This window comes from Citrobacter amalonaticus (assembly GCF_002918555.1).
Taxonomy (GTDB): Bacteria; Pseudomonadota; Gammaproteobacteria; order Enterobacterales; family Enterobacteriaceae; genus Citrobacter_C; species Citrobacter_C amalonaticus_A.
On the sequence record NZ_PQMB01000003.1, the window covers coordinates 600840 to 616648 of the forward strand.

General features: G+C 52.1%; 14 protein-coding genes, 1 pseudogene and 1 riboswitch. Of the genes and pseudogenes, 8 read left to right on the forward strand and 7 right to left on the reverse strand.

Features of this window, described 5'->3' with window-relative positions:
• Positions 1-1161: a glutathionylspermidine synthase family protein gene (locus C3432_RS15530; RefSeq protein ID WP_103777476.1), complete on the forward strand. Its 1161-nt coding sequence runs from the start codon at positions 1-3 to the stop codon at positions 1159-1161.
• 39 nt (positions 1162-1200) lie between these two features.
• Here C3432_RS15530 and ygiD read toward each other — a convergent pair whose 3' ends face one another.
• Positions 1201-1989 carry a 4,5-DOPA-extradiol-dioxygenase gene (ygiD, locus tag C3432_RS15535; protein WP_103777477.1) on the reverse strand — a complete coding sequence of 263 codons (789 nt, stop codon included), beginning with the start codon at positions 1987-1989 and terminating at the stop codon, positions 1201-1203.
• A 246-nt stretch (positions 1990-2235) separates the two neighbouring features.
• Here ygiD and zupT point away from each other — a divergent pair, with 246 nt between their 5' ends.
• The gene (zupT, locus tag C3432_RS15540) at positions 2236-3009 is read left to right on the forward strand and encodes a zinc transporter ZupT (RefSeq protein ID WP_103777478.1); all 774 of its coding nucleotides are present in this window, start codon (positions 2236-2238) and stop codon (positions 3007-3009) included.
• Positions 3010-3076: 67 nt separating this feature from the next.
• Here zupT and C3432_RS27710 read toward each other — a convergent pair whose 3' ends face one another.
• Positions 3077-3253 carry a hypothetical protein gene (locus C3432_RS27710; protein WP_103777479.1) on the reverse strand — a complete coding sequence of 59 codons (177 nt, stop codon included), beginning with the start codon at positions 3251-3253 and terminating at the stop codon, positions 3077-3079.
• A 549-nt stretch (positions 3254-3802) separates the two neighbouring features.
• On the opposite strand from C3432_RS27710, the gene C3432_RS15550 reads away from it, so the two are divergent.
• From C3432_RS15550 to dsbI, 3 genes are read left to right on the forward strand one after another with little or no spacing between them, the layout of a single operon-like run.
• Positions 3803-5599 carry an aryl-sulfate sulfotransferase gene (locus C3432_RS15550; protein ID WP_103777480.1) on the forward strand — a complete coding sequence of 599 codons (1797 nt, stop codon included), beginning with the start codon at positions 3803-3805 and terminating at the stop codon, positions 5597-5599.
• Between the two features lie 19 nt (positions 5600-5618).
• Positions 5619-6287 (forward strand): thiol:disulfide interchange protein DsbA/DsbL, encoded by a 669-nt coding sequence (locus C3432_RS15555; RefSeq protein WP_103777481.1) that lies wholly within the window; start codon positions 5619-5621, stop codon positions 6285-6287.
• Positions 6288-6301: 14 nt separating this feature from the next.
• The gene (dsbI, locus tag C3432_RS15560; protein WP_103777482.1) at positions 6302-6979 is read left to right on the forward strand and encodes a protein-disulfide oxidoreductase DsbI; all 678 of its coding nucleotides are present in this window, start codon (positions 6302-6304) and stop codon (positions 6977-6979) included.
• Between the two features lie 67 nt (positions 6980-7046).
• Here dsbI and ribB read toward each other — a convergent pair whose 3' ends face one another.
• Positions 7047-7700 (reverse strand): 3,4-dihydroxy-2-butanone-4-phosphate synthase, encoded by a 654-nt coding sequence (gene ribB / locus C3432_RS15565; RefSeq protein ID WP_103777483.1) that lies wholly within the window; start codon positions 7698-7700, stop codon positions 7047-7049.
• A gap of 105 nt (positions 7701-7805) precedes the next feature.
• A riboswitch (FMN riboswitch) is annotated at positions 7806-7954 on the reverse strand.
• Positions 7955-8086: 132 nt separating this feature from the next.
• Here ribB and ubiK point away from each other — a divergent pair.
• Complete coding sequence (ubiK, locus tag C3432_RS15570; protein WP_146050963.1) at positions 8087-8383, forward strand: ubiquinone biosynthesis accessory factor UbiK; 297 nt, start codon at positions 8087-8089, stop codon at positions 8381-8383.
• Positions 8384-8422: 39 nt separating this feature from the next.
• Here the strand turns inward: ubiK and glgS are convergent, their stop codons facing one another.
• Positions 8423-8629 carry a cell surface composition regulator GlgS gene (gene glgS, locus C3432_RS15575; RefSeq protein ID WP_103777485.1) on the reverse strand — a complete coding sequence of 69 codons (207 nt, stop codon included), beginning with the start codon at positions 8627-8629 and terminating at the stop codon, positions 8423-8425.
• Positions 8630-8794: 165 nt separating this feature from the next.
• Here glgS and C3432_RS15580 point away from each other — a divergent pair.
• Positions 8795-9081: pseudogene (locus C3432_RS15580) on the forward strand (flotillin family protein); the annotation flags it as partial.
• Between the two features lie 116 nt (positions 9082-9197).
• Here C3432_RS15580 and hldE read toward each other — a convergent pair.
• The 3 genes from hldE to C3432_RS15595 form a co-directional block, all read right to left on the reverse strand.
• Complete coding sequence (gene hldE, locus C3432_RS15585; RefSeq protein ID WP_103777486.1) at positions 9198-10631, reverse strand: bifunctional D-glycero-beta-D-manno-heptose-7-phosphate kinase/D-glycero-beta-D-manno-heptose 1-phosphate adenylyltransferase HldE; 1434 nt, start codon at positions 10629-10631, stop codon at positions 9198-9200.
• Positions 10632-10678: 47 nt separating this feature from the next.
• Positions 10679-13519: a bifunctional [glutamate--ammonia ligase]-adenylyl-L-tyrosine phosphorylase/[glutamate--ammonia-ligase] adenylyltransferase gene (gene glnE / locus C3432_RS15590; RefSeq protein WP_103777487.1), complete on the reverse strand. Its 2841-nt coding sequence runs from the start codon at positions 13517-13519 to the stop codon at positions 10679-10681.
• 110 nt (positions 13520-13629) lie between these two features.
• The gene (locus tag C3432_RS15595) at positions 13630-14931 is read right to left on the reverse strand and encodes a CYTH domain-containing protein (RefSeq protein ID WP_103777488.1); all 1302 of its coding nucleotides are present in this window, start codon (positions 14929-14931) and stop codon (positions 13630-13632) included.
• A 241-nt stretch (positions 14932-15172) separates the two neighbouring features.
• Between C3432_RS15595 and C3432_RS15600 the strand changes: the two genes are divergently transcribed.
• Positions 15173-15793 (forward strand): TIGR04211 family SH3 domain-containing protein, encoded by a 621-nt coding sequence (locus C3432_RS15600; protein ID WP_103777489.1) that lies wholly within the window; start codon positions 15173-15175, stop codon positions 15791-15793.
• Positions 15794-15809 lie beyond the last annotated feature (16 nt).

Below are 15809 nucleotides of genomic sequence, written 5' to 3' on the forward strand. Positions count from 1 at the left end.
ATGGAAAGAGTCAGTATTATCGAGCGCCCGGACTGGCGTGATAAAGCCACCGAATACGGTTTTAACTTTCACACTATGTACGGCGAGCCGTACTGGTGTGAGGATGCCTACTACAAACTGACGCTCGCTCAGGTTGAGAAGCTGGAAGACGTCACCGCTGAACTTCACCAGATGTGTCTTAAGGTGGTTGAGAAGGTGATCGCCAGTGATGAGCTGATGGCGAAGTTTCGGATCCCAAAACATACCTGGGGATTCGTTCGTCAATCCTGGCAGACGCATCAGCCGTCGCTCTATTCACGCCTCGATCTGGCGTGGGACGGCACGGGTGAACCCAAACTCCTGGAGAACAACGCCGATACTCCCACCTCGCTGTATGAAGCGGCGTTTTTCCAGTGGCTCTGGCTGGAAGATCAGCTCAACGCGGGCAACCTGCCGGAAGGTAGCGACCAGTTTAACAGTTTGCAAGAGAAGCTCATTGAGCGCTTTGCTGAGCTGCGTGAACAGTACGGTTTCCAGCTGCTGCACCTTACCTGTTGTCGCGACACCGTTGAAGATCGTGGCACCATACAGTATCTGCAGGATTGCGCTGCCGAAGCCGAAATTGCTACCGAGTTCCTCTATATCGAAGATATCGGGCTGGGAGAAAAAGGCCAGTTCACGGACCTGCAGGATCAGGTGATTGCTAACCTGTTCAAGCTTTATCCGTGGGAGTTTATGCTGCGCGAAATGTTCTCAACAAAGCTGGAAGATGCCGGTGTTCGCTGGCTGGAACCGGCATGGAAGAGCATTATCTCCAATAAGGCGCTGCTACCTCTGCTGTGGGAGATGTTCCCGAACCACCCGAACCTGCTGCCAGCGTATTTCGCCGAAGACGACTACCCGCAAATGGAAAAATTCGTCGTGAAGCCGATCTTCTCGCGCGAGGGGGCAAACGTCTCCATCATTGAAAACGGTAAAACGATCGAAGCAGTGGAAGGCCCGTATGGGGAAGAAGGTATGATCGTGCAGCAGTTCCATCCGCTGCCAAAATTTGGCGACAGCTATATGCTGATCGGCAGTTGGCTCATCAACGATCAGCCCGCGGGGATCGGCATTCGCGAAGACAGAGCGCTGATCACTCAGGATCTTTCCCGCTTCTACCCACATATTTTTGTCGAGTAACAGGCTATGCCCGGTGTCATTGCCGGGCATTTTATTCGTTTATCCCACTTGTACCGACAGCATACTCAGACTCCCCATCTCAATGCCGTCGACCGGGATCGTCACCGGTTCCTGACCATCCCACGCGCCTGTAACATACAGCAGCGGCAGATAATGATCCGGCGTCGGATTCGACAACGCGCCACCTTCATGATCGAGATAGTTGACCAGCGGATGCTGCTCAACCGGTCCCTGCCATGTCAGGTTGGCTTTCACAAACTCGTTAAACGATGTTGCCCACGGGTACGGCGTGTTTTCACCGTGCCAGCGGGCGGTACGCAGATTATGCACCACGTTACCACTGGCAATCAGCATGATACCTTCATCGCGAAGTGCAGCCAGTTTACGCCCGATCTCAAAATGCCAGGCTGGCGGTTTGGTACTGTCGATGCTTAGCTGCACCATCGGAATATCGGCGTTCGGGTACATTTTAATTAATACCCCCCATGAACCGTGGTCAAAGCCCCAGGCCTCTCTGTCAAGCGTCACAGGCACCGGGGACAACAGATCAACCAGGCGCTGCGCCAGCTCAGGCGAACCCGGCGCCGGATAATGAGTGTCATACAAAGCCTGCGGAAAACCACCAAAGTCGTGAATAGTCTTTGGCGCTTCCATCGCGGTTACGCCAGTTCCCCGTGTAAACCAGTGGGCTGATACCACCACAATGGCTTTTGGACGCGGCAATATCTCCCCCAACCGCTGCCAGACGCGAGTATAAAGGTTGTCTTCCAGAACATTCATCGGGCTACCGTGGCCCAAAAACAATGCTGGCATACGTGTTGAAGACATGATGATATCCTTACTGAAGGTGTCATTTTGATATCCTCACAATACGCTTTTTCGAAAAATGAAGAACTCAGATAACCATGATGATGATCATCAGTTATTTTGAAGGTCAGAAACATATACTCTACATAATTCGAGTTGCGGGCAGGCGGCAACGCTGGGGCAAGGTCCGGGAATGACCCGGGTAATAAAGCCAACGCACCCACAGCTTAATCTATGACGAGGATAAACAGACTTCAGGAGTGTTGAATGTCAGTACCACTCATTCTGACTTTACTGGCAGGCGCCGCCACTTTTATTGGCGCCATCCTTGGTGTATTAGGGCAAAAGCCCTCCAATCGCGTGCTGGCATTTTCATTAGGATTTGCTGCTGGCATTATGCTGTTAATCTCACTGATGGAGATGCTTCCCGCCGCGCTGGCCGCCGAAGGAATGTCTCCCGTACTGGGCTATGGCATGTTTATCATTGGCCTGCTCGGGTATTTTGGCCTCGACCGCATGTTGCCCCATGCGCATCCGCAGGATTTGGTCCAAAAAACAAAGCAGCCGCTCCCCAGTTCTGTCAAGCGTACCGCCATTTTACTGACGCTCGGGATCAGCCTGCACAACTTCCCGGAAGGGATTGCCACCTTCGTGACAGCCAGCAGCAACCTTGAACTGGGCTTTGGTATAGCGCTCGCCGTTGCCTTGCATAACATCCCGGAAGGCCTGGCAGTTGCCGGGCCGGTCTACGCCGCGACTGGCTCAAAGCGCACGGCGATTTTCTGGGCCGGAATCTCAGGGCTGGCGGAAATATTGGGCGGCGTGCTGGCGTGGCTCATTCTTGGCAGTCTGATATCACCCGTAGTGATGGCGGCAATTATGGCAGCCGTGGCCGGTATTATGGTGGCATTATCCGTGGACGAATTGATGCCGCTGGCAAAAGAGATCGACCCAAATAACAATCCCAGCTACGGCGTACTGTGCGGCATGTCAGTGATGGGAATGAGCCTGGTGATTCTTCAGTCGATGGGGATTGGATAAAGAAACAGCGAATGTTGTCCTGTCTTCAGGACAACATCTGGCACATCCCTGTCACAAGTGGAAAGCATTATTCCTGTTTTTCAGTGACATTATCATCTTCAGCCGCACGACGAAAAAGCTTATTGCGCGCTTCCAGTAATGCATCCCGGTCCTGGCGAAACGCTTTGCAATAGCGCTTCATGTGGCAAAAATAGCCAACGACGACAAGAATAATTAATACGATCCAATACCAGGCAATAAACATCCTTTTTACCCTTGAAATTTAACATTGCTAAACATTTAACGTTAAAAATTTACATATCTATCGCTCAACCTATTCATATATTCGCACAGTACAGAAACAAGTATATGATTTTGATCATATAAAACATCCGGAATTAAAAATAACTAAATCCCCGGCTAAGATAAAACATTGTCGATAAGATCACAGTTCAGAATATTATTTATTTACCCTAAAATTTCACAACTTTATTATCAGGATAATAAAAGAATTTAGATATATTCATAAGTAATATATTTCAAGAAAAACAATCACAATCCTTTTTATTAAAGGAGGGGATGATTCACACCCGTAAATATACTCTAAATAATTCGAATTGCTGGACAAAATGCGTAGTCTTTTTGAACAGCGCTTGCGCTGGCCCCGAAGGGGTGAAGGCCAGGGATGGCCTGGTTAACAAAGCCAATATATCCGCAAATTGAAATATGACGAGTATAAAGATATCTCTCATCAATAAACATAATATATCCATCACTGTTTTACACATATAATTTTATATAAGGAGATATATCAATGTTTCATCAATGCCAAAAAAGACTTCTCACTGGAACTATCGCGCTGATATGTGGGTTAATGTCCGCAAGTTCATTTTCCGCTGGTTTTCAACCTGCGCAACCTGCAGGAAAATTAGGCTCCGTCGTCGTTGACCCTTATGGCAATGCCCCTCTCACCGCGCTGGTTAACCTGGATAGCCATGTCATTTCCGATGTCAAAGTCACCGTTCATGGTAAAGGGGAAAAAGGCGTTCCTGTTACTTATACCGTTGGTGAGCAATCGCTAAAAACGTATGACGGCATCCCTGTCTTTGGTCTTTATCAAAAATTCGCCAACAAAGTGTCCATTGAATATAAAGAAAATGGCAAAGCAATGAAGGATGATTACGTGGTGCAAACATCCGCCATCGTTAATCATTATATGGATAACCGCTCGATATCTGACCTCCAGCAGACGAAAGTGATTAAAGTCGCCCCTGGCTTTGAAGATCGTCTCTATCTTGTAAATACCCATACATTTACGCCACAGGGTGCCGAATTCCACTGGCATGGTGAAAAAGATAAGAATGCGGGTATTCTCGACGCAGGTCCCGCAGGTGGCGCATTACCCTTTGATATTGCTCCGTTCACCTTTGTGGTTGATACACAAGGTGAATATCGCTGGTGGCTGGAGCAAAATACGTTCTATGACGGTCGTGACCTGGATATCAACAAACGTGGCTACCTGATGGGCATCCGCGAGACGCCGCGCGGTACATTCACCGCCGTCCAGGGTCAACACTGGTACGAATTCGACATGATGGGACAGATTCTGGCAGACCATAAATTGCCGCGCGGATTCCTCGACGCTACGCACGAATCGATCGAAACGGTAAATGGCACGGTATTGCTGCGCGTCGGTAAGCGTAACTACCGCAAGGAGGACGGCCTGCACGTACAGACTATTCGCGACCACATTATTGAAGTCGATAAATCCGGTCGTGTGATCGATGTGTGGGATCTGACGAAAATCCTCGATCCCATGCGTGATGCGCTGCTGGGTGCCCTGGATGCCGGAGCGGTATGCGTTAACGTTGACCTTGCTCATGCCGGACAACAGGCCAAGCTGGAGCCGGATACGCCATTTGGTGATGCACTGGGAGTCGGCGCAGGTCGTAACTGGGCGCACGTAAACTCAATCGCTTATGACGAAAAAGATGATTCGATCATTCTATCCTCACGTCACCAGGGTATCGTCAAAATTGGCCGCGATAAGCAGGTGAAATGGATCCTCGCACCATCAAAAGGCTGGAACAAACAACTGGCGAGCAAACTGCTTAAGCCGGTAGACAGCAAGGGTAAAGCGCTAACCTGCGACGAAAACGGTAAATGTGAAAATACCGATTTTGATTTCAGCTACACCCAGCATACCGCGTGGCTTTCCAGCAAAGGAACGTTGACGGTCTTTGACAATGGTGATGGTCGCGGCCTTGAGCAACCGGCATTACCCAGCATGAAATATTCGCGTTTTGTCGAATACAAGATCGATGAAAAGAAAGGTACGGTTCAGCAACTTTGGGAATATGGCAAAGAGCGTGGATATGATTTTTACAGTCCAATAACCTCAGTCATTGAATACCAAAAAGATCGCGACACCATATTTGGTTTTAGTGGTTCTATTCATTTATTTGATGCCGGGCAACCGACTATAGGCAAACTCAACGAAATTGACTACCAAACGAAAGAAGTCAAGGTTGAAATTGATGTGCTTTCAGATAAACCCAACCAGACTCACTATCGTGCATTACTGGTTCGCCCACAGCAAATTTTCAAATAATTTACAGTAAGGATTAACTATGTCAGCTAAATGGATCTCTTCATTATTTAAAAGCGTTGTGATAACTGCTGCGCTGATCGCGCCAGTTACGGCGTCCGCTTTCACCGAAGGAACCGATTATATGGTTCTGGAAAAGCCGATTCCAGATGCCGATAAAACACTTATTAAAGTGTTCAGTTACTCTTGCCCATTCTGCTACAAGTACGATAAAGCAGTAACCGGACCGGTTTCTGAAAAGGTCGCGGATGTTGTTACATTTGTGCCTTTCCATCTGGAAACCAAAGGGGAATATGGCAAGCAGGGTAGCGAAGTCTTTGCGGTATTGATCAACAAAGATCAGGCAGCAGGAATTTCATTGTTTGATAAAAACTCGCAGTTCAAGAAAGCAAAATTTGCCTACTACGCAGCTTACCACGACAAGAAAGAGCGCTGGTCTGACGGTAAAGATCCCGCGGCATTTATCAAAACAGGTCTTGATGCCGCAGGTATGAGTCAGGCAGATTTTGAGAGTGCGTTAAAAGAGCCTGCCGTCCAGGAAACACTGACCAAATGGAAAGCGGCCTATGACGTTGCCAAAATCCAGGGCGTCCCGGCTTACGTCGTCAACGGTAAATATCTTATCTATACCAGGAATATTAAATCTATTGACTCCATGGCTGAACTGGTCAGAGAACTGGCAAGCAAATAAACAGGGAAAAGCTTATGGCTTTCATAAAGGGATTGTGGAGAGATTTATGCATGGCGCCAGTTGAGACGCTGGTGAGATGGCAGGAACAGCGCTTCTTATGGTTGTTAATGGCAGTTGCAATGGGGGGATTGATCGTCCTGGCGCACTCTTTTTTCCAGCACTATCTCTACATGGCACCTTGTGAACAATGTGTTTACATTCGTTTCGCCATGTTTGTGATGGTCTTTGGCGGGCTGATTGCGGCAATTAATCCTGAAAACGTTATCTTAAAGCTGATTGGCTGCGTCGCGGCTTTCTATGGCAGCATCATGGGAATGAAGTTCTCAGTGAAACTCAATGGGATTCATTTTGCAGTACATAACCCAGATCCTGATTCACTCTTCGGTGTACAGGGATGTTCCACCGATCCGACTTTTCCCTTCGGCTTACCGTTGGCGGACTGGGCGCCGGAGTGGTTCAAACCCACGGGAGATTGCGGCTACGACGCGCCGATCGTACCTGATGGCGTCACGCTGAGTAGCACACAGCAGTGGTTTGTAGATATGTATCAGCACGCCGAAGGTTGGTACCTGATCCCGCCATGGCACTTTATGAATATGGCGCAAGCTTGTCTGTTGGCATTCGGCTTATGCTTCATATTATTGGTCATTATGAGTGCCGCGTGGATTCTCAAGCTGACGAGAGCCAACTAATCTGAAACCAACAAAAAGCCGAAGTCAGCAAGCTGGCTTCGGCTTTCTCATCACTGCCGGATGGCAATTAGCTGGCTTTACGCTCGTGCGCCTGACGGTAAGCCACCAGGTCTTCGATCGTCACAACGGCCATATTGTGTTTGCCGGCAAATTCGATGCACTGCGGCGCGCGCGCCATGCTGCCATCGTCATTGGTCAGTTCACACAATACGCCTGCTGGTTTAAAGCCAGCCAGCGTCACCAGGTCAATAGTCGCTTCAGTATGGCCACCGCGGGTTAATACACCGCCAGACTGGGCGCGCAGCGGGAAAACGTGTCCCGGGCGGTTCAGGTCGGAAGGTTTAGCGCCATCAGCGATAGCTGCGCGAACGGTGGTCACACGGTCAGCAGCAGACACACCGGTGGTTACGCCTTCTGCTGCTTCAATAGTCACGGTAAAACCTGTGCCATAGGCACTGGTGTTATTTTCCACCATCATCGGCAGATCGAGCTGTTTGCGACGATCTTCGGTGATACACAGGCAAACAATACCGCTACCATGGCGAATGGTCAGCGCCATCTGCTCAACGGTCATTGTCTCTGCCGGGAAAATCATATCGCCTTCGTTTTCACGATCTTCGTCGTCCAGCACCATCACACCGCGGCCTTCGCGCAGCGCGGATAGCGCATGTTCAACACGTTCAAAAGGCGTACCAAAAGAGGAAAGTAGCGTCTGATTCATGGTAAAAAAACCTCACTAAAATTATGGTTACCAGAATCAGGGCAGTCTTAGGAGTGCCGACAAGCGGCAAAAAAATAACGTGAGCGGGTCCATGCCCGACTGGATCGTTACTCTCTCCCATCCGGACTTTAACCGTCGGCCCCGGAATTACACCGGATCTGCTGACCTTTTCGCATAACGAAAAGCGCTCGCGGGCTTTCAACATACGTTGATTTACCGCCGGTGGGGAATTTCGCCCCGCCCTGAGAATAAGCGTATTAACTATAACGCTATTGATTACCTTCATCAATGCCTTTACTCGGCTACGCTTCACACAATTCTGGTTTATGCCTGTGGCATATCGCACTACAATATGCCTCAACACTTACCAGTTCAGGGAAACCACTATGATTGACCCGAAAAAAATTGAGCAGATCGCTCGTCAGGTTCACGAGTCGATGCCGAAAGGGATCCGGGAGTTCGGGGAAGATGTCGAGAAGAAGATTCGTCAAACGCTGCAGTCACAGCTGACACGTCTCGATCTGGTGAGCCGCGAAGAGTTTGATGTTCAGACTCAGGTTCTGCTGCGCACCCGCGAAAAGCTGGCGCTGCTTGAACAGCGTATCAGCGAGCTGGAAACGCGCCAGACATCAGAAGAAATCAAACCCGCGCCCGCCATTCCGCCAGTAGAACCACAAGAGTAAAAACAGCAACGGGCCGCAAGGCCCGTTGAGTCGATGATATCAGTGTTCTGTTTCTAACTTCCTGGCTTGTATCGCCTGCTGGCAGTAGTGCGCATAACGCTGGCAAAACCAGCTGCGATACTCCTCATCCATATTTCCGGTTACGGCCTGGATATCAACAGGGCGGCCTTCTGCCTGCATTCTGGCAAAACTACGCGCCAGAAAATCGAAATTGTTCAACGAATAAACCGTGTTGTTCATTAGCATATCCTCCAGTTATCGAATATCTGTTAAGGCCATATGCTTTTTCTGATTCCAGTATTCATCGGGAAGCGTAGCAGGTTTGTACATAATGTGCGCAAAATAGCCGACCTGGTTCACACTTTCCCGTGAAATCTGAGGGGGGTGTAAACTGTCTTTTCTGATTCAGGGAAGCCGTCGGTTGAAGGAATTGCCACCGCGGCGCAAACGCTGGGTCAGCGTGCCCTGTCGCCGGAAGATCTCCGTATGCTGGTGGAAGATAAGTTCGTTGATGCCCTGCGCGCCACGGCCTCACAGATGACGATGCTTTCAACCCGAATAACGCCTTTGACGCCGAAGGTTTGACCAGGCTGACGCAGGAAACAGAGCGTCGCCGTGAAGCTGAACAAACCCGTATTATTGCTGAGCGCCAGATTCAGGAAACGGAAATCGAACGCAAGCAGACCGTGCGCCCTAAGCTGAAATCTAAGGACGTCTGATCCGCCTGAGGCCGGATGACCCAACACTTATCCGGCCTGTAAATTTGTCGGCCGGATAAGGTGTTTACTCCGCTATCCGGCAAACTGCCCTGCGGTTATTTATCGCTGTCTTTCTGAATCTTCTTGATAATATTGGTCGTTGAGCAACCATCTTCGAAATTCAGCACCAGAACATCACCGCCGTTAGCCCACACCTCTTCACTGCCGGCAATCTCTTCCGGTTTGTAGTCGCCACCCTTGACCAGCAGATCCGGCAGTACGCCAGCAATCAGGCGCTGCGGAGTATCTTCCTCAAAGGAGACTACCCAGTCGACCGATTCCAGCGCCCCCAGTACGATCATTCGCTGTTCCAGCGGGTTAACCGGACGGGTTTCGCCTTTCAGCCGTCTGGTGGACGCATCGCTGTTCACCGCAACGATTAACCGGTCGCCCAGCTTGCGCGCATTCGCCAGATATGAGACGTGGCCCGCGTGCAGGATGTCAAAAACGCCGTTGGTCATGACCACCTTTTCACCACGCTTACGGGCGCTGGCAACGGCCAGTTTCAGCTCTTCTTCCGTCATTACGCCAAAGCCGGTATCGGCGCGACCACGTACCGCGTTTTCCAGTTCGACAGTGGACACGGTGGAGGTACCCAGCTTACCTACCACAACACCAGCCGCAGCATTGGCGAAGTAGCATGCCTCTTCCAGACTGTTTCCGGCCGCCAGCGTTGCCGCCAGCACGCCGATTACCGTGTCACCCGCACCGGTAACGTCATACACTTCCTGAGCCTGAGTCGGCATATGCAGCGGTGCTTTACCTGGCTGCAAAAGAGTCATCCCCTGTTCAGAACGGGTCACCAGCAGCGCAGAAAGGTCGAAATCGGCAATCAGCTTCATGCCGCGTTCCACAATCTCTTCTTCACTCTTACATTTCCCCGCCACCGCTTCGAATTCAGACAGATTTGGCGTCAGCAGCGTCGCGCCACGATAGCGTTCAAAATCGGTCCCTTTCGGGTCGATCAGCACCGGTACCCCGGCCTTACGCCCCAGAGTAATCATCTGCTGAATGCTTGCCAGCGCGCCTTTACCGTAATCGGACAGCACCAGTGCGCCAATTGAACCCAGCGCCTGGTTGATACGCTCGTGCAGCGGCTGTGGATCAACCCCTTCAAAACCTTCCTCAAAATCCAGACGGATCAGCTGCTGGTTGCGGGAAAGCACGCGCAGCTTGGTGATGGTCGGATGGGACGGCACAGAAACGAAGTCGCATTTTACGTTCACCCCCGCCAGCGTTTTACTGAGCGCACGTGCGGCATCGTCAATACCGGTCAATCCGACCAGACGTGAATTCGCTCCCAGCGAAGCAATATTCATCGCCACGTTCGCCGCACCGCCCGGACGCTCCTCAATGGTATCTACTTTGACAACAGGTACCGGCGCTTCCGGTGAAATACGGCTGGTTGGCCCATACCAGTAGCGATCCAGCATCACATCACCAACGACCATCACACCTGCACGTTCAAACTCTGGCAGCGTTACTTTCATTCCTGTCTCCTGGGAGATTCAAAATTTGCGCGCGATAATAACACACTTCAAATGGCAACCAGCCACTTCTGCCAGCTTGCCCGTACCAGCGTACGTTCTTTATCAAAGCACTCCTGCGCCACGTGGCCCGGGAGTTCCTGCAGTGCGAGATGATGAAGCGCATCGCGTAGTGTTGTATAAGCAGAAGTCAGCGCCATCGCTTCCTGCTCATCCATAATGTCATTTTGCGCCAGTAGCTCCAGAATGCGCACGTTATCCGACCAGCGCGTCAACTTCGGCTTCTCATGGGCATAGCGCAGCACCAGATATTGAGTAATAAACTCAATGTCGGTGATCCCTCCCTCATCAGCTTTGATATCAAAGCGATCCCGATGTTTGTTACCCAGATGCGCGCGCATTTTCTCACGCATCTCGCGCACTTCGGTTTGCAACGTTTTGCCATCACGGGCAGTCGTCATGATATCGCGACGCACCGCGTCAAACTGCGCGGTCAGTAGCGGATCGCCATACACTACGCGGGCACGCACCAGCGCCTGATGCTCCCATGTCCAGGCTTCATTTTTCTGGTAATCAGCAAAAGCGTCTGTCGAAGTTACCAGCATTCCCGCCGCCCCGGAGGGGCGCAGCCGCGCATCCACTTCATACAAAATACCGGAAGAAGTTCGCGTGCTGAACAGGTGCATAATGCGTTGCGCCAGACGCAAATAGAACTGGCGCCCGTCGATTTCTCGCTCCCCGTCAGTCATCACCTCCATCGGGCAATCATGCAGGAAGATCAGATCAAGATCGGAGCTATAGCCCAGCTCCCAGCCACCCAGCTTGCCGTAGCCAACCACGGCAAATCCGCGTCCGCCGCGCTCGCCAGGATGCGCCGGTTGCCCATAGCGCGCCACCATCTGCGTCCACGCCTGCTGCACCACGGCATCAATCATGGCTTCAGCCAGCCAGGTGAGATGATCGCTGACCTTCATCACCGGCAACGTCCCGGCAATGTCCGCCGCGGCAATGCGCAACAGCTGAGTTTGCTTGAACTGACGCAACGCTTCCAGTTGCTGTTCTTCGTCCTCCGCCGGCACCCGCAGCAGATACTGACGCAGTTCATCACGGTAGGCATCGGTCGCCGTCGGCTGATACAGCGTGTTCGGATCGAGCAATTCATCAAGCAGCAACGGATAGCGCGCCAGCTGGCTGGCGACCATTGGCGATGCGGCGCAGAGCGAAATCAGATGCTTCAGGGCGCCGGGGAATTCACTGAGGAGTTCAAGATAGGTGGTGCGGGTAACAATCCCGGACAGCAGCGGCGTAATACGGGACAACGGCACTGAGGCATCTTCACGGGAGCAGACGTCACTCAGCAAATGCGGCATCAGATGGTCAAGCACCTGACGGCCACGCGGGCCAATAGGACGCTTATCCAGCTCTTTGCGAAAATCGGCAATCAGCGCCAGCACGCGTCGGCGATCTTCATCAGCAAGATGCGCCAGCACTGGCGTGGTGTCATCTTCCTGGAGCGCGTCCTGCCACAGCTCGCGCCACTGTTCCGATAACGCCTCCTCCTGGGTCTCCGTTTCGTCATCCCCAATCAGTTCGTTGAAAACCCGACGCACATTCGCCATATGTCCGGCCAGTTCGTCAGCCAACTGCTGCCAGCTCTCAGCGTTCATCCCCCATGCCAGCCTTGCCCGGTTGAGCTCATCGCCCGGCAGCGTTTGCGTTTGCTCATCGTTAATACTTTGCAGCAGGTTTTCCAGACGGCGCAGGAAGAGATAAGCGGTCCGCAGCTGCCCCGCATCGTTTTCGGGCAGCAGATGCAGCGCGGCAATGGTGTTCAGAGTCGGCAGCAAAGAGCGAGACTGTAAAGACGGCTCACGCCCGCCGCGAATCAGCTGGAAGACCTGAACAATAAACTCAATTTCGCGAATCCCGCCCGCCCCGAGTTTGATATTGTCTTTCAATCCCCGACGACGCACTTCGCGGGCAATCATTCCCTTCATATTCCGCAAAGACTGGATCACACTGAAGTCTATATAGCGGCGGAAGACAAACGGCCGCAGCATCGCGCGCAGCTCATCGACATACTGACCGTCGGTGCCCCCCATAATTCGCGCTTTGACCATCGCATAACGCTCCCAGTCGCGCCCCTGTTCCTGGTAGTAATCCTCCAGGGCGGCGAAGCTGAGTACGAGCGGGCCGCTGTCGCCAAACGGACGCAGACGCATGTCCACACGATAAACAAAGCCATCCATTGTTGGCTGATCCAGGACTTTAATCAGCCGCTGCCCCATGCGCGTAAAAAACTGCGCGTTATCCAGCTCACGCCGCCCCCCCAGGGTGGTTCCGTGTTCCGGCCAGGCAAAAATCAAATCGATATCCGAAGAGAAATTCAGCTCCCCACCGCCCAGCTTGCCCATTCCCAGGATCAGCAGCGGTTGTGGGACGCCTTGCTGATTACAGGGCGTGCCCCATTCACGACAGCAGGCGTCATACAGCCAGTCACGCGCACTCACAATGAGCGTTTCCGCCAGATGGCTCAGCAACTGCAAAATGGCAGTATCTTCCACCAGCGACAGCGCCTGCGCCCAGGCAATGCGAACCATGATACGACGGCGAAATAACCGTAGTTCACGCATTAACGCCGCTTCATCAGTCACTGACTGTAGGGCCGCCTGCAACCACGCGGCGTAGTGCAGCCATTCATCTGCCAGAGGAGGCGTGCTTTCGAGCTCAGCCAGCCATTCAGGATGTGCGATAACGCTGTCCTGCACAAAATCACTAAATGTAAGTACTGACTTCGCCTGAGCGCTAAGCGTGGTCTCAGGTATATTGTCCGGCAACCGCTCAACAACGGTCTGCCAGTACTGCTGTAACGATGAGGAGAGCGGCTTCATAGAAGGAGTGTCCTTTAAATACTGCCGGATGGCGGCGGTTCGCCTTATCCGGCCTGGAGGTCGTGCTGGCCGTAGACCCGATCAGCGCAGCGCCATCAGGCATTCCATAGTTATCGTTTTCCGCTATGCAGCCAGAATGGCTCCTGGTTAATTGCCTCATTACGGAAATGTTCAATTTCAATATGTTGGCCGGTTGCAATAGCGTGGCGCAACCCCTGCCAGTTCTCCAGCCAGGCCTGCACCACCACCGCATCGTAGAAGCCCGCAAGCAGCAGAATACTGTCGATATCACGGGTCAGGCGCGGCAGTTGATCTGCATACTGATCGCCCAGCGGTTGTCCGAAAACGCTTTTCAGCTCAGCGGCGTGGCGTGAAAGGTGAATATCAGCAAAACGCTTGAAGGAGTCGGCGATTCTGGCCTGCGCCTTCGCGTCGAGGAACGGCTGCCAGGCTTTGGTGACCAGCCACTCGGTCAACGCCAGTTTCGCCATTGCCGTTTGCGTGGTGTAAACCGCCGTCACGGCAGAGACAGCCGAAGCGATAGTTGCTTCCGACTGGGTCAACAGATCACGTAAGTGAGCGCTCGCTTTACGTGGAACAATACCGCCAAACAGCGTCAGCGTGTGGCGCACCAGCCCCATCGCACCCAACACGTCCACTTTTGCCGCCTCAATGCCGCGTATCCATAACTCTTCGTGGTATTGCCATTGCGCTAATGCCAGCTCCATCGCTGCTTCCAGTCCCTGCTCAACGCTGGCTTTGGCGGGAACTTTCAGCACCGTTGTGGGAATAATTTCGCGCCGTGCGTTCCCCTGTGCCAGATGATAACCGCGTGCCGCTTTGCTCAGACTTCCCTGACGCAGCCCCGTTTGCGAGACCAGTTGATTTGCCAGCTTCAGGACCGCGTGGGTGTCGCCGCTCAGCAGTTCAAGCTCCAGTTCACAGAGTGGCTCGGCAAACTCACCGGCTTTGACTTCGCCGAGATCGAGCGCAATCTCAATCTGGCTACCGTCCACCTCAACCAGCCACTTTTCGCGGTAAAAATCGGTGCTGAACAGCGGCTGTACTCGTTCGGCAAGATCCGCCGGCAGTTCGCCATTCGGCCACACTTCTTGCGGAAACTGCGCCAGATCAAGCGACGGTTCACTCAGCGCGACGTTGTACTCTGGTCGCTGATGCAATCCGCCCGTCACCCGTCCGGCAATTTTCATGGTCATTTCATAGCGACCGTTCTCACCGCGAATACGCAGCCCCATATCATGTCCACGCAGCCATTTATCCGGGGTTTCGTAATAGATATTCAGTAGTGGGTCAGGCGCGTGATGCTCCCCCCCCAGCGTATGCAGATGGTCACGCAGCGCGTCGACGGCGTCGTGATTGACGATAAATTTTAATTCGATTTCCTGAGCCATGGCTTTGTACTTATCGGTTATGTCACATATGAGAAGATTGAAAACGAACTTAATACGATCATTTTTGTCAGTAGATAGTATTTTGCGCCAAATTGCCATGCAACGGGCAATTTGACGGGCGTAAAAGTTTGAAGTAGTGATTAAGCCGACACAGATGATTCCGATTGATGTCGAATGCTTTGCGTAGAGACACTGATACCACTACTATCGTTCCACTTTCTATGACAATAACGACAGCCTGATGCCAAAATTACGCCTGATTGGACTTACTTTACTCGCACTTAGCGCCACTGCCGTCTCACACGCTGAAGAAAAGCGCTATGTGTCTGATGAACTGAACACCTGGGTCCGTAGCGGTCCGGGAGATAATTATCGCCTTATGGGCACGGTCAATGCCGGCGAGGAAGTCACGCTATTACAGACCGACAACAACACCAACTACGCCCAGATCAAAGACAGTACAGGGCGTACCGCATGGATCCCGTTAAAAGAGCTGAAAAGTACGCCAAGCCTGCGTATTCGCGTGCCGGATCTGGAAAACCAGGTTAAAACGTTGACCGATAAGCTCAACAATATCGATGGTACCTGGAATCAGCGCACTGCCGATATGCAGAAAAAAGTGGCGCAGAGCGACAGCGTGATCAACGGGCTGAAAGAAGAGAACCAGAAGCTGAAAAACGAGCTGATAGTGGCGCAGAAGAAGGTGAGCGCCGCCAATTTACAGCTTGATGACAAGCAACGCACCATCATCATGCAGTGGTTTATGTATGGCGGCGGCGTGCTGGGTCTCGGTCTGTTGCTCGGTCTGGTGCTGCCGCACATGATCCCAAGCCGTAAGCGTAAAGATCGCTGGATGAACTAAATCGCCTTCTCCGTCA

Bases quoted from the DNA above. Each gene is read 5' to 3' on its own strand.
- glnE (WP_103777487.1), bottom strand. From the start codon at position 13,519: ATGAAGCCGCTCTCCTCATCGTTACAGCAGTACTGGCAGACCGTTGTT.
- C3432_RS15530 (WP_103777476.1), top strand. From the start codon at position 1: ATGGAAAGAGTCAGTATTATCGAGCGCCCGGACTGGCGTGATAAAGCC.
- dsbI (WP_103777482.1), top strand. From the start codon at position 6,302: ATGGCTTTCATAAAGGGATTGTGGAGAGATTTATGCATGGCGCCAGTT.
- C3432_RS15600 (WP_103777489.1), top strand. From the start codon at position 15,173: ATGCCAAAATTACGCCTGATTGGACTTACTTTACTCGCACTTAGCGCC.
- C3432_RS27710 (WP_103777479.1), bottom strand. From the start codon at position 3,253: ATGTTTATTGCCTGGTATTGGATCGTATTAATTATTCTTGTCGTCGTT.
- C3432_RS15550 (WP_103777480.1), top strand. From the start codon at position 3,803: ATGTTTCATCAATGCCAAAAAAGACTTCTCACTGGAACTATCGCGCTG.
- C3432_RS15555 (WP_103777481.1), top strand. From the start codon at position 5,619: ATGTCAGCTAAATGGATCTCTTCATTATTTAAAAGCGTTGTGATAACT.
- C3432_RS15595 (WP_103777488.1), bottom strand. From the start codon at position 14,931: ATGGCTCAGGAAATCGAATTAAAATTTATCGTCAATCACGACGCCGTC.
- hldE (WP_103777486.1), bottom strand. From the start codon at position 10,631: ATGAAAGTAACGCTGCCAGAGTTTGAACGTGCAGGTGTGATGGTCGTT.
- ygiD (WP_103777477.1), bottom strand. From the start codon at position 1,989: ATGTCTTCAACACGTATGCCAGCATTGTTTTTGGGCCACGGTAGCCCG.
- zupT (WP_103777478.1), top strand. From the start codon at position 2,236: ATGTCAGTACCACTCATTCTGACTTTACTGGCAGGCGCCGCCACTTTT.
- glgS (WP_103777485.1), bottom strand. From the start codon at position 8,629: ATGCTAATGAACAACACGGTTTATTCGTTGAACAATTTCGATTTTCTG.
- ribB (WP_103777483.1), bottom strand. From the start codon at position 7,700: ATGAATCAGACGCTACTTTCCTCTTTTGGTACGCCTTTTGAACGTGTT.
- ubiK (WP_146050963.1), top strand. From the start codon at position 8,087: ATGATTGACCCGAAAAAAATTGAGCAGATCGCTCGTCAGGTTCACGAG.